This window comes from Bacillus sp. FSL W8-0640, assembly GCF_038007725.1.
GTDB classification, from domain to species: domain Bacteria; phylum Bacillota; class Bacilli; order Bacillales; family Bacillaceae_G; genus Bacillus_A; species Bacillus_A cereus.
Genome location: NZ_JBBOXT010000001.1, coordinates 5,081,910 through 5,101,301, shown reverse-complemented (window position 1 = coordinate 5,101,301; position 19,392 = coordinate 5,081,910). Strand labels below are relative to the sequence as shown.

Below are 19,392 nucleotides of genomic sequence, written 5' to 3'. Positions count from 1 at the left end.
CTTCATGTACTTAATAAATCAAAATGGCTGGATTGAAGTGATTTGCGGTAGTATGTTTTCTGGCAAGTCAGAAGAGCTAATCCGCCGTGTGCGCCGTACGCAATTTGCAAAACAACATGCAATTGTATTTAAACCATGTATTGATAATCGATATAGTGAAGAAGATGTAGTATCACATAACGGATTAAAGGTAAAAGCAGTTCCTGTTTCAGCTTCAAAGGATATATTTGAACATATTACAGAAGAGCTGGATGTTATTGCAATCGATGAGGTGCAATTTTTTGATGGGGACATTGTGGAAGTGGTGCAAGTATTGGCAAATCGTGGCTATCGTGTCATTGTAGCTGGTTTAGACCAAGATTTCCGTGGTCTACCATTTGGACAAGTTCCTCAGCTGATGGCGATTGCTGAACATGTGACAAAACTACAAGCAGTATGTTCTGTATGTGGATCTCCAGCAAGTCGTACACAACGATTAATTGATGGAGAACCAGCGGCATTTGATGATCCAATTATTTTAGTTGGAGCTTCAGAATCGTATGAACCGCGTTGTCGTCATTGTCATGCAGTACCTGCAAACAAAGATAAGTAAAACTCGCTGCGCAAGGCGGGTTTTTTTCAAAATAGAGAGAATGAGCGGTGTGAGCCGCTTACGCTTTTAAATATATCTAGTTCTGGTGGCTAGCTCTTCGCATCTAAGAACCTTCCGCCCGAAAGGTAAAAAGCACCTTTAGGTCGAAAGAACCTTAGCTGATCAGAGCTGAAAGAGCCACCGCCACTTTTAAATATATTATCTAGCTTCAGCGGCTAGAATCTCCGGCGATTTCACTCTCTCGCTTGAAGCAAAAAGCGCTTCAAGGTCGAGAGTTGAAAGTGGCCTGCGATTCTGAAAGAGCCGCTTGTGCTTTTAAATATATCTAGTTCTGGTGGCTAGCTCTTCGCATCTAAGAACCTTCCGCCCAAAAGGTAAAAAGCACCTTTAGGTCGAAAGAACCTTAGCTGGTCAGAGCTGAAAGAGCCACCGCCACTTTTAAATATAATTTGCGTTTTTTTGAGTAAGTACCATATACTATTTGTATTAGATACTAGGATGTAGAGGTGAATGATGTGTTAGATCGTTTGCAAGCTGTAGAAAATCGTTATGAGAAGTTAAATGAATTGTTAAGTGATCCAGCGATTATTAGTGATTCAAATAAGCTTCGTGAATATTCAAAGGAACAGTCTGATATACAGGAAACGGTAGAGGTGTATCGTGAGTATAAGGATGTTCGTGAGCAATTAAAAGATGCGAAAGCAATGTTAGAAGATAAGTTAGACGCAGAAATGCGTGAAATGGTAAAAGAAGAAGTTTCTGAGTTAGAATCACAAGATAAAACATTATCAGAGCGTCTGAAAATTTTACTTGTTCCAAAAGACCCTAATGATGATAAGAATGTTATCGTTGAGGTTCGTGGAGCTGCTGGTGGAGACGAGGCAGCTTTATTTGCTGGTGACTTATACCGTATGTATAGCCGTTACGCTGAGGTACAGGGCTGGAAAACGGAGATTATTGAGGCTAGCTATACAGAGTTAGGTGGATATAAAGAGATTATCTTTATGATTAATGGTAAAGGTGCTTTTGCGAAGCTGAAATTCGAGAATGGTGCTCACCGTGTACAACGTGTTCCTGAAACGGAATCTGGTGGACGTATTCATACATCTACAGCAACTGTAGCTGTATTACCAGAGGCAGAAGAAGTAGAAATTGATATTCACGAGAAAGATGTTCGTGTTGATACATTCGCTTCTAGTGGACCTGGTGGACAGAGCGTTAATACAACGATGTCAGCGGTGCGTTTAACGCATTTACCGACTGGTGTAGTTGTATCTTGTCAGGATGAGAAATCACAGATCAAGAATAAAGAAAAAGCGATGAAAGTATTACGCGCACGTGTTTATGATAAGTTTAGACAAGAAGCGCAAGCTGAGTATGATCAAAACCGTAAACAAGCTGTTGGTACGGGAGATCGTTCAGAGCGTATTCGTACGTATAACTTCCCGCAAAACCGTGTTACAGACCATCGAATCGGTTTAACGATTCAAAAGCTAGATCAAATCTTACAAGGTAAGTTAGATGATTTCATCAATGCCTTAGTGATGGAAGATCAGGCTCAAAAGATGGAGGCAGCTGAGTAATGCGTGTCTATGAAGCCCTGAAATGGGCTTCTTCTTTTTTACAGGAAAATGGACGAGATGAAAATGCGGGAGAAATTGTCCTTTGTCATGTATTAAAGGTGAACAGAACAGGATTACTTATGAATATGCGTGAAGAAATAACTGAGGATCAAGAGAAAAGCTTTACGGAGTTTATCCACAAGCATGTAGAAGGTATTCCTATTCAATATATGATTGGTTATGAAATGTTTTATGGACGGTCTTTCTTTGTGAATGAAGAAGTATTAATACCAAGACCGGAAACAGAAGAGCTTATAGTGGGAGTATTAGAAAGAATCGAGCGCCATTTTGGTGATGAGAAACTACATGTAGCAGATATAGGTACAGGTAGTGGAGCGATTTCTATTACGCTTGCTTTAGAAAATGAAAATCTTCATGTGTATACAGTAGATATTGCACAAGAGTCGATTGAAGTTGCAAAAGAAAATGCAAAAGCTTTAGGTGCAGAAGTAACGTTCTATCACGGTGATTTATTGTCACCATTTCATAAAACGGGTCAAAAGCTAGATGTTGTTGTTTCAAATCCTCCATATATACCGGAAGAGGATTGGCGTGGTCTTTCTCCTGTTGTGAAAGAGCATGAGCCGAAGAGAGCACTTGTTGGTGGTGAAGACGGATTAGATTTCTATCGCCGTTTTATGGAAGAATTGCCGAATGTGTTGCAGAAGAAAGCGATTGTGGCGTTTGAAATTGGAGTAGGACAAGGTGAGGATGTAAAAAGATTGTTACAACAAGCTTTTCCACATGCTCATGTTGAGGTTGTTTTCGATATTAACGGAAAAGATCGTATGGTATTTGCAGAGATGGAGTAAGGTTCACACCTTACTCTATTTTTTTGTGGAAAAATTCATATAGATTTTGAATTTAATAGTTTAGAAAGATGAAAGTCTGTCCACACTGTTTGTAGAAGGGACGGTGGAGGAAATGAAAAAACAAGTTATTGCTTATCTTCTTATACTATTAATTGGTGCACAGTTACTTGTGCAGTTTGGATATATGAAAGCTGATGCGAAAGGGCCTTCAGTTATTCCGAAAGAGGCCGTTCGATTACGAATTTTAGCAAATAGTGATTCAGATAAAGACCAGGCATTAAAGCGTAAAGTGCGTGATGAAGTAAAAGCACAAATTGATGGGTGGGTAGCGGATTTAACTTCATTTGAAGAGGCACGCAAAGTAATTCAAAGTCATATTCCAGAAATCGAGAAAACGGTGGAAAATACGTTAAAAAGAGAAGGAAGTAAAGATTCATTTCAAGTGAAATTTAGTAAGAATGTAAAGTTTCCTACAAAGGTATACGGGAATTTTATTTATCCAGCAGGAGAATATGAAGCAGTATTAATCACAATTGGAGAAGGTGAAGGGGCGAACTGGTGGTGTGTATTATTTCCACCAATGTGTTTCTTAGATTTTTCGAGCGGGACAGCTGTAAGAAAAGAAGAGCACGTTGTGAAGGCGGAATCTCCTGAAGAGGAGCAGGTGAAACAACTAGATGAGGAAGTAATAGATAAAGAAGAGAAGAAAGTAGATAAGGTAAAAGAAACGAAAGCTGTAAAGCAGGAAGTAGTAAAAAAAGTAACAGCTTCTGAAAAGAAAGTAGTAAAAAATGAAACAAAAGTCGAAGAGCAGCCTGTAAGTAAAGAAGAAATAAAAACTGTGGAAAAAGTGGAGAAACCTGTGGAGAAAAAACAAGAAAAGCAAAATGAGTATGTAAAAGTAGAAGAGGAAGAAGAAAAGCCAGAAGTTAAATTGTTTATTGTAGAAGCTTTTACATCTTTATTCTCTAAATAGTACTATTAATAAATCTCTCTTCATATATAAAAATGAGGAGGGATTTATTATGAAGAAAGTGTATTTTGCTACGAAAGCAGATGTGGAAAGATTACATTCTTTTTTCGGACAAGCTAATAAAAAAGATGATAAAATAAATGAGTTGTACGCACAATTTATGATTTTGGAAGAGGCGGAAGAAATACGAGCTGTAATTGGTTATGAACAAAGTGGGGAAGATGTGCTTATTCGTTCTTGTTTATTCACACCTCATGTGGATAAACAAACTTTCTTATATTTTTTTGAAATGTTTTTGCAGTATATGAAAGAAAAAAGTGTTCAACAATTGTACTTACTAACAAATCATCCACAATCTGTACCGATCTTTCAGTTTTTTGACTTTTTTACTATAGAAAAGGATGAGGTTCCAGAGGGAATTCAACAACTAGAACATTTTTGTAAAAATATAAAAGAGCAGAATGCAATAATACTAAATTGTCAGCTATTCACAAAGTTATCCACGGATTAATTAGGTTTATCCACATTTTGTGGATAAACCTTGTTTGTCTTTTGGATAAATCTCATAGTAAACTAAAAATATACAAGTATTTAAGGGTAGAAAAGGACGTGGAAAAAAATGCATACAAACATGTGGGTTGTGGATAATGTTGTGGAAAGAAAAAAATATTATCCACAGTTACAAGAAGCAGCAAAATTATTAAGAGAAAATGAGGCGGTTGCTTTCCCTACGGAAACAGTATATGGGTTAGGTGCAAATGCGATGGATGATGAAGCAATCGCGAAAATTTTCGAAGCGAAAGGAAGACCGAGTGATAATCCACTCATTGTCCATATAGGTACAAAATCTCAGTTAGATGGGATTGTGAAAGAAATTCCACCAGTTGCAGAGAAGTTAATGGCGCATTTTTGGCCAGGACCATTAACAATTATTTTGCCGAGAAAAGAAGGGATTTCAGAGAAGGTGACGGCAGGACTTAATACGGTTGGAGTAAGAATGCCTGATCATCCAATTGCACTTGCTCTTATTGAAGAGGCGAATGTACCTGTTGCGGCACCAAGTGCGAATCGTTCAGGGCGTCCAAGTCCAACATTAGCTTCTCACGTATATGAAGATTTGAATGGGAAGATTGCAGGTATTGTTGATGGTGGTGCAACTGGAGTAGGCGTTGAATCAACTGTAATTGATTGTACAAGCGCGGTTCCAACAATATTACGTCCAGGTGGGATTACGAAAGAACAATTAGAAGCGGTGATAGGTACTGTTTCTTTAGATCCAGCTTTAAAGGATGAGAAGGAAAAACCGAAATCGCCTGGAATGAAATACACACATTATGCCCCGAAAGCACCACTTAGTATTGTTGAGGGCTCACGTGAGTTTATTCAGCATCTTGTGGATGAGAAAAAGGAAGAAGGATTTAAAGTAGGCGTATTAACGACAGAAGAGTATCAGCATGTATATAGTGCAGATGTTATATTATCTTGTGGTGTTAGAAGTGACTTAGCTAGTGTTGCGACTAAATTATATGATGTACTTAGAACATTTGATGCAAGTGAAGTGGATGTTATTTTTAGTGAGTCATTCCCTAATGAAGGAATAGGGAATGCAATTATGAATCGTTTAACAAAAGCGGCAGGACATCATATTATTATTGAATGATAAGGTAAGATTAGCAAACAGAATATTTCTCCTTGGATAAGCATATTGTGAAGTAGCACGTCCAAGGAGGGGCATGAATGACGTTTGAACAGCTAATACCTTTAATAATTATGGCATTCGCCTTAGGGATGGATGCGTTCTCGGTGAGTCTTGGTATGGGGATGATACCCCTAAAGTTAAGACAAATCCTGTATATTGGTATGACGATAGGGATATTTCATATTATTATGCCGTTTATAGGAATGGTACTAGGTCGTTTTTTATCAGAGAAGTATGGAGATATCGCACATTTTGCGGGTGCTATTTTATTAATCGGACTAGGGTTTTATATCGTATATTCGAGCATTTTACAAAATGAAGAGACTAGAACAGCCCCTATTGGAATTAGTTTATTCGTATTTGCATTTGGCGTCAGTATAGATAGTTTCTCAGTAGGACTTAGTCTTGGTATTTATGGAGCACAAACAATTATTACGATTTTACTTTTTGGATTTGTTAGCATGTTATTAGCGTGGATGGGTTTATTAATTGGGAGACATGCGAAAGATATGCTCGGTACATATGGTGAGATAGTAGGTGGTATCATTTTGGTTGGGTTTGGATTATATATCCTTTTTCCTATATAATTTTATGTAGGAGGGAATTATGAACAAGCTATTGGAATGGTATGTTAAATTTTTAACCTTCTATCCTCGATGGCTAAGAAGACTTATAATTTGGGGTATTATTTTGCAAATTTCGATGTTAGGTTGGATTAAGTTAATTCGTGAATGGTGAGATAGTTCCTTTCTGTGAATATTTTGTTTGTACTATATTTATTGCGCTAAAAATTACAGATATAGAAAGGATGAGATGAATGACGAGATTGAAGCAAGTTTTTGGTATTATTATTAGTTTTTTTGTTTTTTGGTTTAGTATGCTCGGTGTACAAATGTTTGCTGAGTTTTTAGATATTGAGTCATTGAAATTTGTTGCGGGAAAGACTGAGGCGGCGCGTGCCTTTTACTCTCCGTACCCGTTTTTAATTGTTTTTCTTATCACATTGCTTTCCCTATACTTCTTCGTAATTAAGCTAGGGAAGCCGAAAAAAGAGAAAATGCCTACTTTAGAGGAAAAGAAGGAAGAATTACAATGATAAAATCCCCTGCTAAAAAGCAGGGGATTTTATATTTGAGTGATGGGAGGAATCTAACCGCCTTGCTTTTAAATATATCCAGCTCCAGCGACAAGCTCTTCGCATGAAGCAAAAAGCGCTTCAAGGTCGAGAGCTTGAAGTGTCCTGCGATTCTGAACGAGCCGCTTCCGCTTTTAGATATTATCCAGTTCCAGTGGCCAGCTCTTCGCATCTAAGAACCTCCCGCACGAAAGGTAAAAAGCACCTTTTGTGCGAGAGAACCTTAGCTGGTCAGAGCTAAACGGGCCACTTCCACTTTTAAACTGGCCTAACCAATTCAAATTGTTCTCCTAATTTTGCATAGTTGTGTCCTGCTAGGCGGCTTATTGGTTTGAGTCCTTCGGCGTGAATGCGCCCTTTTTCATATAGATGTTCGGCAACGTGGAAACGAACGACGCGTCCAATTAGTAGATCACAAGCTGGTGAGTCTTCCGTTCCGCCAAGTGGAATTGCACGTTCTAATACGCATTCCATTCGAATATTTGCTTCTTTTACACCTGGAACAGAGATGACTTCACTTTCGATTGGTGTTAGTTTTGCTAGTTCAATTTCACTTTCATTTGGCGGGAGGTTAGCTGCTGTTTCGTTAATTGCTGCTACATATGATTCGTCAGAAATATGTACGACAAATTCTCCTTTTTCAATTGCGTTTCGGGAAGTGTCCTTTCTTTCTCCGGCTTTTCGTTGTACAGATACTGAGATAAGTGGTGGATTAGCAGCGACAATATTAAAATAACTATATGGTGCTCCGTTTAGTACGCCTTCTTTTGTTACAGAAGTAACGAATGCGACAGGACGAGGGATGATACTTCCAGTAAGTAATTTGTAATTATCTTTTTCAGTTTGTTCATTTGGATTAATGGATAACATGCTTGTAATCCCCTTTCTAAATATGAATACTTATTGTTTGTTTACAAGATAACGATGAGAAAATCCTGCTGGAAATAATATTTTGTTTCATAAAAAGAACTTACTTCAATTGTAATGAAGTAAGTTCTTTTTTCAAGAATCTCAAATTTGAGATAAAAATCAAAGTAAAACGTATGCGCCAGGTCCGATTAAAGCTACACCAACAGCGACAGCGATTAACATTAAGTTATATTCATATCCGTTTTGTGTTACCCAGTAACCATTTTTTCCGTGAACAGTGAAGATAGCCATTAACATTGTTCCAACGATAAATAATGAACCAACTACAATGAAAATACCTGATGCAAATAAGAAACCACCTAGTAATTCAGTTGCGCCAGCCATAAATGCCATAAATACACCAGGACGTAAACCGATTGACTCCATCCAGCCACCTGTTCCTTTTAAACCGTAACCGCCGAACCAACCAAATAATTTTTGAGCGCCATGACCCATGAATGTAATTCCTATAATAAGACGAATAATAAGTAGACCGAAATCCATCATTTTTAAAAACCTCCTAAAAGTTATTAACTTACCTTACGTAAGTAATACTAAAATAGTTACTTACTTTAGTCAAGTGTATTTTGAAAAAAGTTTGAATTAAATTTTACAAATTAACAACAAAAAATAAAATGTAGTAAAGACCTCTAGACAAGTTGGGCAAAAAAAGAGAAAATATAAATAGAAGTTAACTTCTAATTGTTATTCAGACAATCAGAATTGACTGGAATTTTGTGAAGCGCTACAATAAGAGTCTATTAGTAATGACGTAATTTATTTCGAAAGCGTTTTTACAGTATAATATTCGAAGTATGAAGTCTTACATGTATCCCGAGCTTTACTAGGGATTGCCCTATAAACTTTTAGGTAAATTATAAGGAGGACTATCCTATGTTTAAAAAATTATTCGGTCTTGGTTCAAAAACAAATGAAGAAACAATCGTAGCTCCATTAACTGGAGCAGTGAAAAATATTGAAGAAGTACCAGATCCAGTATTTGCTGGTCGTATGATGGGTGACGGTGTTGCAATCGATCCTACTGAAGGTGTAGTTGTATCTCCAGTTGATGGTGAAATCGTACAATTATTCCACACAAAACATGCTATCGGAATTAAAGCGAAAAACGGTACAGAAATTTTAATCCACGTTGGATTAGAAACTGTAAAAATGGAAGGCGAAGGTTTCGAAGCTCACGTTTCTGAAGGCCAAGCTGTAAAAGCTGGAGATAAATTAATCTCATTCGACTTAGAATTAATCCGTGAAAAAGCGAAAAGCACAATTACTCCAATTGTTATTACAAACACAGATGCAGCTGAGTCTATTAAGACAACTGTAGGCGTAGCAGCTACAAAAGGTTCAACAGAAGTAATGAAAGTTACAATGAAATAATTGCAATATAAGAGGAATCCGTTTCGTATGAAATGGATTCCTTATTTTTGTTGCATGTTCAGCATGTATGTTAAAATACTCTAGGCACTTGGAAATAGGGTTTCACATATATGTGGATAAGGCGCATTTTTCTTAGAAAAAATATAAGAGAAATGCGCCTTTTGTATATTCACATTTCTTTTGTTCTATTCTAATGTAAGTTATGATGAATGGTAAGAAATCGAATATAGGGGTGGGTTTGAATGAAACGAGTGTTATTTGTTTGTACTGGCAATACATGTCGTAGTCCAATGGCTGAGGCGTTGCTTCGTCATCACGGAGGAGATAAGTTTGAAGTGCAATCTGCTGGTGTTTTCGCCTATCCTGGGAGCGATGCATCGGTACATGCGAAGGAAGCTTTAGCTGAAAAAGGAATTTTAATTGATCATGCGGCGCAGCAAATAAATGAAACTTTGCTTGATTGGGCTGATATTGTCGTAACGATGACAGAAAACCATAAGCAAATTGTACTTGGGCATTATCCGAGCGTTGAAAAGAAATTAAATACGTTATATGGATTAACTGAAGGTATAGGCAAGGACATTTCAGATCCATTTGGAGGCTCGCTTTCTATTTATAAAGAAACGTTAGATGAGATGGAAAAACTTGTACAAACTTTACTGAAAAAACATTCAGTAGGTTGATGTTTCGTGTATAATACGATATTGGAGATCACTTCTTCCTATGTGAGGTAGCGAGTGTGAAATGAAGATAATTGATTGAAACTTTGGAGGGGTAAAAATGAAAGTAGTAATAGCATCTGATCACGGCGGTATGAATATCCGCAAAGAACTTGTAAGTTTATTAGAAGAGTTAAATATTGAATATATTGATTTAGGTTGTGAATGTGAAGCTGGTTCTGTTGATTACCCTGACTTTGCGTTTCCAGCAGCTGAAATGGTAGCGAATGGTGAAGTAGATCGTGGTATTTTAGTTTGTGGGACAGGCATTGGTATGTCAATCGCAGCAAACAAAGTAAATGGTATCCGTTGTGCGTTAGTTCATGATACTTTCAGCGCGAAAGCAACGAGAGAGCATAATGACACTAACATGCTAGCGATGGGTGAGCGTGTAATTGGTGCTGGTCTAGCGCGTGATATCGCGAAAATCTGGTTAACAACTGACTATGAAGGTGGTCGTCACGAAAACCGCGTAGGAAAAATTAAAACATACGAAACAAAGTAATAGATTCTAACTATCAGTAGTGTGAAATATAATTTGGTGAACCAACCTGTGAAAGGAAGAGGCGTAATGACAGAAATCGTAAAGGTAAGAGAACAGCTACAAATGTCGCTTTCTGATTTCCAAGAACAAGCTTCATTACAAAGCGGTCAAATTTTTGTAGTGGGTTGTAGCACGAGCGAAGTGCTAGGCGAAAGAATTGGAACATCAGGAACGATGGAAGTAGCAGAGGCGATTTTCTCTGAGTTAAAACAATTTCAAGAGCAAACAGGTATTGAATTAGCGTTTCAATGTTGTGAGCATTTAAACCGTGCTTTAGTAGTTGAGAGAGAAGTAGCGATAAAATATCAATTTGAAATTGTAACAGTTACGCCTGTTAGATCAGCAGGTGGTGCATTGGGGACATACGCGTATCACAATTTGAAAGATCCGGTAGTAGTTGAGTTTATTAAAGCTGATGCAGGAATGGATATTGGTGATACATTTATCGGTATGCATTTAAAGCATGTAGCTGTTCCGGTTCGTACAAGTGTGAAGGAAATTGGAAGTGCGCATGTAACGATGGCCAAAACACGTGGAAAACTAATTGGTGGAGCACGTGCTGTCTATGCGGCAGTGGAAGAGACTACCACTTGCCGTTAAATATGAGAAATTAGGAAGTCATATAGTAACTGTTTATCATAAGATAAAAGGTATGTTGTCTGACTTTATAATAGAAGAAAGAAAAGACCGATTTTCGGTCTTTTTTTTCTTTTATGATATAGAAAGTCATGTTAGAATGTAGTTGAAAACATGAAGGTTCGAAAGAATTACAACCTGAATTTTCGTTTTTTCTGAATAAATAAGAAAAAACTGTTGGGAATCGATGTAATTCGTTCAGAAAAGGGGGATTTTGGTGGATCATTTAAAACGTCAAGATGAAAAGGTATTTGCTGCAATTGAGGCAGAACTAGGAAGACAGCGTTCAAAGATTGAGTTAATTGCTTCGGAAAACTTCGTAAGTGAAGCAGTAATGGAGGCACAAGGTTCTGTTTTAACGAATAAGTATGCTGAAGGATATCCTGGAAAACGTTACTATGGTGGCTGTGAACACGTAGACGTAGTAGAAGATATCGCACGTGATCGCGTGAAAGAAATTTTCGGCGCAGAGCACGTAAATGTTCAACCACACTCTGGTGCACAAGCGAACATGGCAGTATACTTCACGATTTTAGAGCAAGGCGATACAGTGCTTGGTATGAACTTATCTCATGGTGGTCACTTAACACACGGAAGCCCTGTTAACTTCAGTGGAGTACAATATAATTTCGTAGAATATGGCGTGGATGCTGACTCTCACCGTATTAATTACGATGATGTATTAGCAAAAGCGAAAGAACATAAACCAAAATTAATCGTTGCAGGTGCAAGTGCATACCCTCGTGTTATCGATTTCAAGCGATTCCGTGAGATTGCAGATGAAGTGGGCGCTTATTTAATGGTTGATATGGCACATATCGCTGGTTTAGTAGCTGCTGGTTTACACCCAAATCCAGTACCACATGCACATTTCGTTACAACGACAACACATAAAACGTTACGTGGTCCGCGTGGTGGTATGATTTTATGTGAAGAGCAATTTGCAAAACAAATTGATAAATCAATCTTCCCTGGTATTCAAGGTGGTCCACTTATGCACGTAATCGCTGCAAAAGCTGTTGCATTTGGTGAAGCACTTCAAGATGATTTCAAAACATATGCACAAAATATCATTAACAATGCGAACCGCTTAGCTGAAGGTCTTCAAAAAGAAGGACTTACACTTGTTTCTGGCGGAACAGACAATCACTTAATCTTGATTGATGTTCGTAACTTAGAAATCACAGGTAAAGTAGCAGAGCACGTATTAGATGAAGTTGGTATTACAGTGAACAAAAATACAATTCCATTTGAAACAGCAAGCCCATTTGTAACAAGTGGGGTACGTATCGGTACAGCAGCTGTAACATCTCGTGGTTTCGGTTTAGAAGAAATGGATGAAATTGCGTCACTTATTGCTTATACATTAAAAAATCATGAAAATGAAGCTGCATTAGAAGAAGTACGTAAGCGTGTAGAAGCGTTAACTAGCAAATTCACAATGTATCCAAATCTATAATAGATTGAAGAAGACTGCCGAGACTTAATTGTTTTGGCGGTCTTTTTTGTGGACATATATTATTTTTAAAGTATGTATACAAATGATGAATAAATTTTGGCGATATAATGAAGGATACAGCTCCCATAATTGGTAAAGATACTAGATAGATTCATCGTAAAATCATGATTTTGCCAAATTTGCCCTTGAATATTAGTAGCGTTTTCTTTACAATCGTAAATAGTGTAAAAAAGCGTGCAAACGCATGAATATCATCTAAAGGAGAGATTCACATGGGAAAACTGTATGTATTTGATCACCCGTTAATTCAACATAAGATTACATATATTCGCGATAAGAATACAGGTACGAAAGATTTTCGTGAATTAGTGGACGAAGTAGCAAGCTTAATGGCTTTCGAAATTACTCGCGACCTTCCACTTAAGGACATTGAAATTGAAACACCTGTAAGCAAAGCGACAACAAAAGTGATCGCTGGTAAAAAACTTGGTTTAATTCCGATTTTACGTGCAGGTTTAGGAATGGTTGATGGAATTCTGAAATTAATTCCAGCAGCAAAAGTAGGACACGTTGGTTTATACCGTGACCCTAAAACATTGCAACCGGTAGAATACTATGTGAAACTTCCAACGGATGTAGAAGAGCGTGACTTTATCGTACTAGATCCGATGCTAGCAACAGGTGGTTCTGCGGCTGAAGCAATTAACTCTCTGAAAAAGCGCGGTGCGAAACAAATTAAATTAATGTGTATCGTTGCAGCTCCAGAAGGGGTAAAAGTAGTACAAGAAGAACATCCTGATGTTGATATTTATGTAGCAGCATTAGATGAGAAATTAAATGACCACGGATATGTAGTACCAGGTCTTGGTGATGCTGGTGACCGTTTATTCGGAACGAAGTAAGACAACTGACGAGCAGGGGAGATTCCCCAGCTCGTCTTTTTTGTTGTAAGCAAGTAGGGGAGGGGGAGAGGATAAATATACATCGTATATACAACATAAGTTGCATACACCTCACATATAATATAGAAGTCTTACGTCTGAGGAACACTATATTATGGAAGAAAAGCGTTATATCTCGAAAATATAATAGTGACAAACTTGTGAACATTTCCTTCTATTATAAAGAGAAAACTGTTAGAAATTGCATATATGTAACCAGTATTTAGAAGGGGAACGTTTTCATTTTTGGGAGGAAATGCCTAATACTCAAATTTTTAGATTTTTTACGATTTCTCGTTGACACTGTTAATACCCTATTGTATGCTAACAACGGGGATAGATGGTAGGGCTTTCAGTGACAAAATTACATCTATTCCGTGACGAAAATGTAAACTTTTTGTTTTGTATAGGATTTATGCAAAAAAATGAGTTATTATTAACACATCGTGAATGAGGGTTACATATTGGAGGGATGAATCCTTGCAAAAAAACGATCGCAGCCATATAAAAGCTTATGCTTTAATGTCAGGTATTCTTGCTCAATTAGTCGGTTCTATTCTTGTTGGAATCTTTGGTGGGCAGTGGATTGATAATAAGGTTGGAACGTTTCCGTTGTTTCTTATTATAGGGTTATTACTCGGACTAGGAACAGGGGTATACGCAATGATTCGACTCATTCGACATTACTATTCGGGAGAGCAATGATGATAGACGTACATGGACTTGTCCAAAGACAAAAGAAATATATGTACTACTTGCTTGCGCTTCTAGTGCTAGGATGGGGATTTACCTCTTACAAGGATGTATTTCTTGGACTGATTATCGGGACGATTTTCAGTTTTCTTAGTTTGCGCATCATTGCACGTAGAACAGACAAGCTGCTAGATCGCGTAACAAATGGAGAAAACGTGAAGTTCAAGGCAACAGCGGTAAGTACATATTCAAGATTCGCCACGATTGGGTTATTAATTTTATTTGCAGCCAAATATCAAGAGTTAATCGCGATGTGGGGCCTAGGTGTAGGATTGCTGACAGGATACCTTGTCATGATCATAGATTTTCTTTATTTAGAGTATAAGAGCAGGGAAGAGAGGTGAATTACTAGTGGAACACGGTAAATTAGTTGAATTTCTAGGTTTAACGTTCGATTTGTCATCAGTTATGATGGTTACTGTAGCAGCAGTTATTGTTTTCTTAATCGCTGTTATTGGAACTCGCAGCTTAGCTCTTCGCCCAACCGGAATGCAAAACTTCATGGAATGGGTGTTTGACTTCGTGAAAGGGATTATCAATAGTACGATGGACTGGAAAACAGGTGGACGTTTCTTAACGCTTGGCGTTACGCTTATCATGTTTATCATCGTATCGAACTTCCTTGGTTTACCATTCATGTATTCAGCAACTGAAGCTGGCGAACATATTGCATGGTGGAGATCACCAACGTCTGATCCAGCAGTTACATTAACATTAGCCGTGATGGTAGTTACCCTCACCCATTATTATGGAATTAAGATGAAGGGTACGAAAGAGTACGTAAAAGGTTATTTCCAACCTATGAAATTCTTATTCCCATTAAAGGTTATTGAGGAGTTTGCTAACACATTAACGTTAGGTCTTCGTTTATTTGGTAACATTTATGCAGGTGAGATCTTATTAGGATTACTTGCTAAGTTGGGCGGAGCATCAGTCCTTGGGGCATTAGGTGCGCTTGTACCAATGTTAGCATGGATGGGATTCAGTGTATTCGTTGGATCAATCCAAGCATTTATTTTCGTTATGTTAACGATGGTTTATATGGCTCATAAAGTAAGCCATGACCATTAATATAATTTAAGTAAGAAAAAATTTATTTTTTTATAATACAAAGGAGGACAAATTAAATGAGTTTAGGTGTAATCGCAGCTGCAATTGCAATTGGTTTATCAGCGTTAGGTGCAGGTATTGGTAACGGTCTTATCGTATCACGTACAATCGAAGGTGTTGCTCGTCAACCAGAATTAAAAGGCGCACTTCAAACAATTATGTTCATCGGGGTTGCTTTAGTTGAGGCACTTCCAATCATCGGTGTAGTTATTGCATTCATCGTAATGAACAAATAAGGGAGACTCCCCTTACATAGATGGCGAAGAGTGTTTTTCCGAACTTTCTTCGCCATTGCTTTATGAATGAAACGTATGTCTTTTTTTTTCATATGATCAATTTAGATATTTTGAAGGGAGTGAATCCTTGTGCCAACTTTATTATTAGGTGCTGCCATTCCATTTGGAACGATTGCTTATACATTGTTCATTTTCTTACTTCTATTAGTAATGCTACGCAAATTTGCGTGGGGTCCTTTAATGGGAATTATGAAAGAACGTGAAGAGCATGTTACTAATGAAATCGACGCTGCAGAAAGAAGTAATGCTGAGGCGAAGAAGTTAGTAGAAGAACAACGTGAAATGTTAAAACAATCACGTGTTGAAGCACAAGAGTTAATTGAAAGAGCGAAAAAGCAAGCTATAGATCAAAAAGATGTTATTGTTGCTGCTGCGAAAGAAGAAGCAGAATCAATTAAAGCATCTGCTGTACAAGAAATTCAACGCGAAAAAGAGCAAGCAATTGCTGCTTTACAAGAACAAGTTGCTTCTTTATCTGTTCAAATTGCTTCTAAAGTAATTGAAAAAGAATTAAAAGAAGAAGATCAAGTGAAGTTAATTCGCGATTATATTAAAGAAGTAGGAGAAGCGCGATGAGCAATGGGATTGTAGCAAAACGTTATGCTGTCGCTCTTTTTAAAATTGCTAAAGAAAAACACGTATTAGAAATGTTTGAAGAGGAATTACGCCTTGTACAAAACGTTTATGTAAAGAACGGAGAACTACATAGCTTTTTAACGCAACCGAACATTTCAAAGGAACAAAAGAAAACGTTTCTTGCAAACGTATTCGGATCTGTTTCTGAATCTATTTTAAATACGTTATATATTTTAATTGATAACAAACGCATTGATATCTTACCTGAAATTGCAGATGAATATGTTGTTCTTGCTAATGAAGAACGTAACGTAGCGGATGCAACTGTATATTCTACTCGTCTTCTATCAGAAGAAGAGAAGCTTAACATTGCTGAAGCATTTGCAAAGAGAACGGGAAAAGATGCAATTCGCGTGAAAAATGTTGTAGATGAAGATTTACTAGGCGGAATTAAAGTACGTATTGGAAATCGCATTTATGACGGAAGTTTACAAGGAAAATTAGCACGTATTCAGCGTGAATTAATGAAGAATAGATAGGGGTGAAGCACATGAGCATCAGAGCTGAAGAAATTAGCGCACTGATAAAGCAACAAATCGAGAACTATCAGTCTGAAATCGAAGTTAGTGATGTTGGTACAGTTATCCAAGTTGGTGACGGTATCGCGCGTGCTCATGGTCTTGATAACGTTATGGCTGGTGAACTTGTAGAGTTCTCTAACGGCGTTATGGGACTAGCACAAAACTTAGAGGAAAACAACGTAGGTATTATCATTTTAGGACCTTACACAGAAATTCGTGAAGGTGACGAAGTTCGTCGTACTGGTCGCATCATGCAAGTACCAGTAGGAAAAGAACTAATTGGTCGTGTTGTAAACCCATTAGGTCAACCAGTTGATGGTTTAGGCCCAATCAATACAACAAACACTCGTCCAATCGAAAGTCCAGCACCAGGTGTAATGGATCGTAAATCTGTTCATGAGCCACTTCAAACAGGTATTAAAGCGATCGATGCTCTTGTACCAATTGGCCGTGGTCAACGTGAGTTAATCATTGGTGACCGTCAAACTGGTAAAACAGCAGTTGCACTTGATACAATCATTAACCAAAAAGATGAAGACATGATTTGTATCTACGTAGCAATTGGACAAAAAGAATCAACTGTACGTAACGTAGTAGAAACACTACGTAAGCACGGTGCATTAGAGTACACAATTGTTGTAACTGCATCTGCTTCTCAACCAGCTCCATTATTATACCTAGCTCCTTACGCTGGTGTAACAATGGGTGAAGAGTTCATGTACAATGGTAAACACGTATTAGTAGTATATGATGACTTATCAAAACAAGCAGCGGCTTACCGTGAGCTGTCATTACTATTACGTCGTCCTCCAGGTCGTGAAGCTTACCCAGGGGATGTATTCTACTTACATTCTCGCTTATTAGAGCGTGCAGCAAAATTAAGTGATGCAAAAGGCGGCGGTTCTTTAACTGCACTACCTTTCATCGAAACACAAGCAGGGGACGTATCAGCATACATCCCAACAAACGTAATTTCTATTACGGATGGACAAATCTTCTTACAATCTGACCTATTCTTCTCTGGCGTACGTCCAGCGATCGATGCGGGTACTTCTGTATCTCGTGTAGGTGGATCTGCTCAGATTAAAGCAATGAGTAAAGTATCAGGTACACTTCGTCTTGACCTTGCATCTTACCGTGAGTTAGAAGCGTTCGCTCAATTCGGTTCTGACCTTGATAAAGCAACTCAAGCGAAATTAAACCGTGGTGCTCGTACTGTTGAGGTATTAAAACAAGGATTACACAAACCATTACGTGTAGAGAAACAAGTTATCATTCTTTACGCTTTAACACGTGGATTCCTAGATGATATCCCAGTAGTAGATATCACTCGTTTTGAAGAAGAATTCCATGCTTGGTTAGATTCTAATGCGACTGACTTATTAGAAGAAATCCGCACAACTAAGAAACTTGCGGATGACGACAAATTTGCAGCAGCAATCAATGGATTTAAAAAAGTATTTGTAGCTTCTGAATAATAAAAGCGGAAGCGGCTCGTTGTGAATGTGAGGGGGATGGAGCTTCTGACGAAGAGGCGGTGTTTGCCTCGTAGGAAGAAGTGAAGCCACCGAGCATTCAAGCCGCTGGAGCTAGATAGTATATATAAAAGGCATCTCGGGCTCTGAGATTGCTAAAGGTCATGTAAAGGAAAAGAGTAGGTGCACCTATTCTTTTCCTTCAATCATGAGCAAGAATATCTTGCAACGTAGATTAGGAAGAGGATTCTTACTAATCGTGCCAACTTCCGGAAAAAAGGTGGTGAAAACCTGTGGCATCTTTACGCGATATAAAAGCGAAGATTAACTCGACAAAGAAAACGAGTCAAATTACGAAAGCGATGGAGATGGTATCTGCATCTAAGTTAAACCGTGCAGAGCAAAATGCTAAATCTTTCGTTCCGTATATGGAAAAGATTCAAGAAGTAGTAGCGAGCATTGCGCAAGGAAGCAAAGGGATTAATCATCCAATGCTAAATGCGCGTCCTGTAAAGCGTACAGGATACATCGTTATTACGTCTGATCGCGGACTAGCAGGTGGTTATAACAGTAACGTATTACGTACAGTAAGTAACGTAATTCGTGAACGTCATAATATGGATTCAAACCAATATTCTATTATTGTGCTTGGACGACTAGGACGTGATTATTTAAAACGTCGCGGCTTTAACATTATTGATGAAGTAGTTGGATTATCTGACCACCCATCATTTACTGATATTAAAGACCTTGCTTCTCGAGCAATTGCGATGTTTGCAGATGGTGCTTATGATGAGCTGTACATCTACTACAACCATTACGTAAGTAAAATTTCACAAGAGGTAACGGAAAATAAAATTTTACCGCTTACTGATGTGGCGTCTGACAAACCGACGACAGCTTATGAATTCGAACCTTCTGAAGAAGAAATTTTAAAAGTACTATTGCCACAATACGCAGAAAGCTTAGTGTACGGTGCATTACTAGACGGTAAAGCAAGTGAACACGCAGCGCGTATGACAGCAATGAAGAGTGCTACAGACAACGCAATGGAAGTTATCGATTCACTTACACTTTCATTCAACCGTGCGCGTCAGGCAGCGATTACGCAAGAAATTACGGAAATCGTTGGTGGAGCAGCAGCGTTAGAATAGTATTAAAAAGCGGA

Annotated in this window: 26 protein-coding genes; 24 read left to right on the top strand and 2 right to left on the bottom strand. The window is 38.0% G+C overall.

What is annotated here, in order from left to right; translation table 11 throughout:
- Positions 1-4 precede the first annotated feature (4 nt).
- From N2V80_RS26460 to N2V80_RS26420, 9 genes are all read left to right on the top strand, one after another.
- Positions 5-592 (top strand): thymidine kinase, encoded by a 588-nt coding sequence (locus tag N2V80_RS26460; protein ID WP_000280859.1) that lies wholly within the window; start codon positions 5-7, stop codon positions 590-592.
- A 515-nt stretch (positions 593-1,107) separates the two neighbouring features.
- The gene (prfA, locus tag N2V80_RS26455) at positions 1,108-2,175 is read left to right on the top strand and encodes a peptide chain release factor 1 (protein ID WP_000887064.1); all 1,068 of its coding nucleotides are present in this window, start codon (positions 1,108-1,110) and stop codon (positions 2,173-2,175) included.
- Positions 2,175-3,026 carry a peptide chain release factor N(5)-glutamine methyltransferase gene (gene prmC, locus N2V80_RS26450; RefSeq protein ID WP_001267055.1) on the top strand — a complete coding sequence of 284 codons (852 nt, stop codon included), beginning with the start codon at positions 2,175-2,177 and terminating at the stop codon, positions 3,024-3,026. The genes prfA and prmC overlap by 1 nt, the downstream gene beginning before the upstream one ends.
- Positions 3,027-3,138: 112 nt before the next feature.
- Positions 3,139-4,002, top strand: a complete 864-nt coding sequence (gene spoIIR / locus N2V80_RS26445; RefSeq protein ID WP_000745063.1) for a stage II sporulation protein R — start codon at positions 3,139-3,141, stop codon at positions 4,000-4,002.
- Positions 4,003-4,051: 49 nt separating this feature from the next.
- Positions 4,052-4,510, top strand: coding sequence for a mechanosensitive ion channel protein (locus N2V80_RS26440; protein WP_000758437.1), 459 nt, complete (start codon positions 4,052-4,054; stop codon positions 4,508-4,510).
- Between the two features lie 108 nt (positions 4,511-4,618).
- Positions 4,619-5,659, top strand: a complete 1,041-nt coding sequence (locus N2V80_RS26435; protein ID WP_000557351.1) for an L-threonylcarbamoyladenylate synthase — start codon at positions 4,619-4,621, stop codon at positions 5,657-5,659.
- Between the two features lie 77 nt (positions 5,660-5,736).
- Entirely contained in the window at positions 5,737-6,285 is a 549-nt protein-coding gene (locus N2V80_RS26430; RefSeq protein WP_000142463.1) for a manganese efflux pump MntP, read from the top strand.
- 19 nt (positions 6,286-6,304) lie between these two features.
- Positions 6,305-6,436, top strand: coding sequence for a hypothetical protein (locus tag N2V80_RS26425; protein ID WP_001037636.1), 132 nt, complete (start codon positions 6,305-6,307; stop codon positions 6,434-6,436).
- 79 nt (positions 6,437-6,515) lie between these two features.
- Positions 6,516-6,794, top strand: a complete 279-nt coding sequence (locus N2V80_RS26420; RefSeq protein WP_000197472.1) for a DUF3935 domain-containing protein — start codon at positions 6,516-6,518, stop codon at positions 6,792-6,794.
- Positions 6,795-7,091: 297 nt separating this feature from the next.
- Here the strand turns inward: N2V80_RS26420 and N2V80_RS26415 are convergent, their stop codons facing one another.
- Together N2V80_RS26415 and N2V80_RS26410 are read right to left on the bottom strand one after the other, a co-directional pair.
- Complete coding sequence (locus N2V80_RS26415) at positions 7,092-7,703, bottom strand: flavin reductase family protein (RefSeq protein WP_000949055.1); 612 nt, start codon at positions 7,701-7,703, stop codon at positions 7,092-7,094.
- A gap of 159 nt (positions 7,704-7,862) precedes the next feature.
- Entirely contained in the window at positions 7,863-8,249 is a 387-nt protein-coding gene (locus N2V80_RS26410) for a DoxX family protein (RefSeq protein WP_000968616.1), read from the bottom strand.
- A 387-nt stretch (positions 8,250-8,636) separates the two neighbouring features.
- On the opposite strand from N2V80_RS26410, the gene N2V80_RS26405 reads away from it, so the two are divergent.
- The 15 genes from N2V80_RS26405 to atpG all read left to right on the top strand — a co-directional run bounded on the left by N2V80_RS26405 (position 8,637) and on the right by atpG (position 19,378).
- Complete coding sequence (locus tag N2V80_RS26405) at positions 8,637-9,134, top strand: PTS sugar transporter subunit IIA (protein ID WP_000473665.1); 498 nt, start codon at positions 8,637-8,639, stop codon at positions 9,132-9,134.
- Positions 9,135-9,376: 242 nt separating this feature from the next.
- Entirely contained in the window at positions 9,377-9,817 is a 441-nt protein-coding gene (locus tag N2V80_RS26400) for a low molecular weight protein arginine phosphatase (RefSeq protein ID WP_000832368.1), read from the top strand.
- Positions 9,818-9,914: 97 nt separating this feature from the next.
- Complete coding sequence (rpiB, locus tag N2V80_RS26395) at positions 9,915-10,358, top strand: ribose 5-phosphate isomerase B (protein WP_000869542.1); 444 nt, start codon at positions 9,915-9,917, stop codon at positions 10,356-10,358.
- 66 nt (positions 10,359-10,424) lie between these two features.
- Positions 10,425-10,997, top strand: coding sequence for a TIGR01440 family protein (locus tag N2V80_RS26390; RefSeq protein ID WP_000136379.1), 573 nt, complete (start codon positions 10,425-10,427; stop codon positions 10,995-10,997).
- Between the two features lie 253 nt (positions 10,998-11,250).
- On the top strand, positions 11,251-12,492 hold the full coding sequence (gene glyA, locus N2V80_RS26385; protein ID WP_000349807.1) for a serine hydroxymethyltransferase: 1,242 nt from the start codon (positions 11,251-11,253) through the stop codon (positions 12,490-12,492).
- Between the two features lie 272 nt (positions 12,493-12,764).
- On the top strand, positions 12,765-13,394 hold the full coding sequence (gene upp / locus N2V80_RS26380) for a uracil phosphoribosyltransferase (RefSeq protein ID WP_000517539.1): 630 nt from the start codon (positions 12,765-12,767) through the stop codon (positions 13,392-13,394).
- 379 nt (positions 13,395-13,773) lie between these two features.
- Positions 13,774-13,887 carry a DUF4024 domain-containing protein gene (locus N2V80_RS26375; protein ID WP_000232962.1) on the top strand — a complete coding sequence of 38 codons (114 nt, stop codon included), beginning with the start codon at positions 13,774-13,776 and terminating at the stop codon, positions 13,885-13,887.
- Between the two features lie 26 nt (positions 13,888-13,913).
- Positions 13,914-14,138: an AtpZ/AtpI family protein gene (locus N2V80_RS26370; RefSeq protein ID WP_001171223.1), complete on the top strand. Its 225-nt coding sequence runs from the start codon at positions 13,914-13,916 to the stop codon at positions 14,136-14,138.
- Positions 14,138-14,530: an ATP synthase subunit I gene (locus tag N2V80_RS26365; protein ID WP_000567600.1), complete on the top strand. Its 393-nt coding sequence runs from the start codon at positions 14,138-14,140 to the stop codon at positions 14,528-14,530. The genes N2V80_RS26370 and N2V80_RS26365 overlap by 1 nt, the downstream gene beginning before the upstream one ends.
- 7 nt (positions 14,531-14,537) lie before the next feature.
- Positions 14,538-15,257 (top strand): F0F1 ATP synthase subunit A, encoded by a 720-nt coding sequence (gene atpB, locus N2V80_RS26360; protein ID WP_000399871.1) that lies wholly within the window; start codon positions 14,538-14,540, stop codon positions 15,255-15,257.
- 56 nt (positions 15,258-15,313) lie between these two features.
- Positions 15,314-15,532 carry a F0F1 ATP synthase subunit C gene (gene atpE / locus N2V80_RS26355; protein WP_000052064.1) on the top strand — a complete coding sequence of 73 codons (219 nt, stop codon included), beginning with the start codon at positions 15,314-15,316 and terminating at the stop codon, positions 15,530-15,532.
- Positions 15,533-15,661: 129 nt separating this feature from the next.
- A complete protein-coding gene (atpF, locus tag N2V80_RS26350; RefSeq protein WP_061655669.1) occupies positions 15,662-16,168 on the top strand; it encodes a F0F1 ATP synthase subunit B in 507 nt (168 codons plus the stop codon).
- Entirely contained in the window at positions 16,165-16,707 is a 543-nt protein-coding gene (atpH, locus tag N2V80_RS26345) for a F0F1 ATP synthase subunit delta (protein WP_000064683.1), read from the top strand. Before atpF ends, atpH begins: the two co-directional genes overlap by 4 nt.
- Positions 16,708-16,718: 11 nt before the next feature.
- Positions 16,719-18,227: a F0F1 ATP synthase subunit alpha gene (gene atpA, locus N2V80_RS26340; RefSeq protein ID WP_000027518.1), complete on the top strand. Its 1,509-nt coding sequence runs from the start codon at positions 16,719-16,721 to the stop codon at positions 18,225-18,227.
- A gap of 290 nt (positions 18,228-18,517) precedes the next feature.
- Positions 18,518-19,378: a F0F1 ATP synthase subunit gamma gene (atpG, locus tag N2V80_RS26335; RefSeq protein ID WP_000157696.1), complete on the top strand. Its 861-nt coding sequence runs from the start codon at positions 18,518-18,520 to the stop codon at positions 19,376-19,378.
- The last annotated feature ends 14 nt before the right edge of the window (positions 19,379-19,392 follow it).

Excerpts from the sequence above, each read along its gene's own strand:
- N2V80_RS26460 (WP_000280859.1), top strand. The coding sequence starts at position 5 with ATGTACTTAATAAATCAAAATGGCTGGATTGAAGTGATTTGCGGTAGT.
- prmC (WP_001267055.1), top strand. The coding sequence starts at position 2,175 with ATGCGTGTCTATGAAGCCCTGAAATGGGCTTCTTCTTTTTTACAGGAA.
- spoIIR (WP_000745063.1), top strand. The coding sequence starts at position 3,139 with ATGAAAAAACAAGTTATTGCTTATCTTCTTATACTATTAATTGGTGCA.
- N2V80_RS26440 (WP_000758437.1), top strand. The coding sequence starts at position 4,052 with ATGAAGAAAGTGTATTTTGCTACGAAAGCAGATGTGGAAAGATTACAT.
- N2V80_RS26435 (WP_000557351.1), top strand. The coding sequence starts at position 4,619 with ATGCATACAAACATGTGGGTTGTGGATAATGTTGTGGAAAGAAAAAAA.
- N2V80_RS26430 (WP_000142463.1), top strand. The coding sequence starts at position 5,737 with ATGACGTTTGAACAGCTAATACCTTTAATAATTATGGCATTCGCCTTA.
- N2V80_RS26425 (WP_001037636.1), top strand. The coding sequence starts at position 6,305 with ATGAACAAGCTATTGGAATGGTATGTTAAATTTTTAACCTTCTATCCT.
- N2V80_RS26420 (WP_000197472.1), top strand. The coding sequence starts at position 6,516 with ATGACGAGATTGAAGCAAGTTTTTGGTATTATTATTAGTTTTTTTGTT.
- N2V80_RS26415 (WP_000949055.1), bottom strand. The coding sequence starts at position 7,703 with ATGTTATCCATTAATCCAAATGAACAAACTGAAAAAGATAATTACAAA.
- N2V80_RS26410 (WP_000968616.1), bottom strand. The coding sequence starts at position 8,249 with ATGATGGATTTCGGTCTACTTATTATTCGTCTTATTATAGGAATTACA.
- N2V80_RS26405 (WP_000473665.1), top strand. The coding sequence starts at position 8,637 with ATGTTTAAAAAATTATTCGGTCTTGGTTCAAAAACAAATGAAGAAACA.
- N2V80_RS26400 (WP_000832368.1), top strand. The coding sequence starts at position 9,377 with ATGAAACGAGTGTTATTTGTTTGTACTGGCAATACATGTCGTAGTCCA.
- rpiB (WP_000869542.1), top strand. The coding sequence starts at position 9,915 with ATGAAAGTAGTAATAGCATCTGATCACGGCGGTATGAATATCCGCAAA.
- N2V80_RS26390 (WP_000136379.1), top strand. The coding sequence starts at position 10,425 with ATGACAGAAATCGTAAAGGTAAGAGAACAGCTACAAATGTCGCTTTCT.
- upp (WP_000517539.1), top strand. The coding sequence starts at position 12,765 with ATGGGAAAACTGTATGTATTTGATCACCCGTTAATTCAACATAAGATT.
- N2V80_RS26375 (WP_000232962.1), top strand. The coding sequence starts at position 13,774 with ATGGTAGGGCTTTCAGTGACAAAATTACATCTATTCCGTGACGAAAAT.
- N2V80_RS26365 (WP_000567600.1), top strand. The coding sequence starts at position 14,138 with ATGATAGACGTACATGGACTTGTCCAAAGACAAAAGAAATATATGTAC.
- atpE (WP_000052064.1), top strand. The coding sequence starts at position 15,314 with ATGAGTTTAGGTGTAATCGCAGCTGCAATTGCAATTGGTTTATCAGCG.
- atpH (WP_000064683.1), top strand. The coding sequence starts at position 16,165 with ATGAGCAATGGGATTGTAGCAAAACGTTATGCTGTCGCTCTTTTTAAA.
- atpA (WP_000027518.1), top strand. The coding sequence starts at position 16,719 with ATGAGCATCAGAGCTGAAGAAATTAGCGCACTGATAAAGCAACAAATC.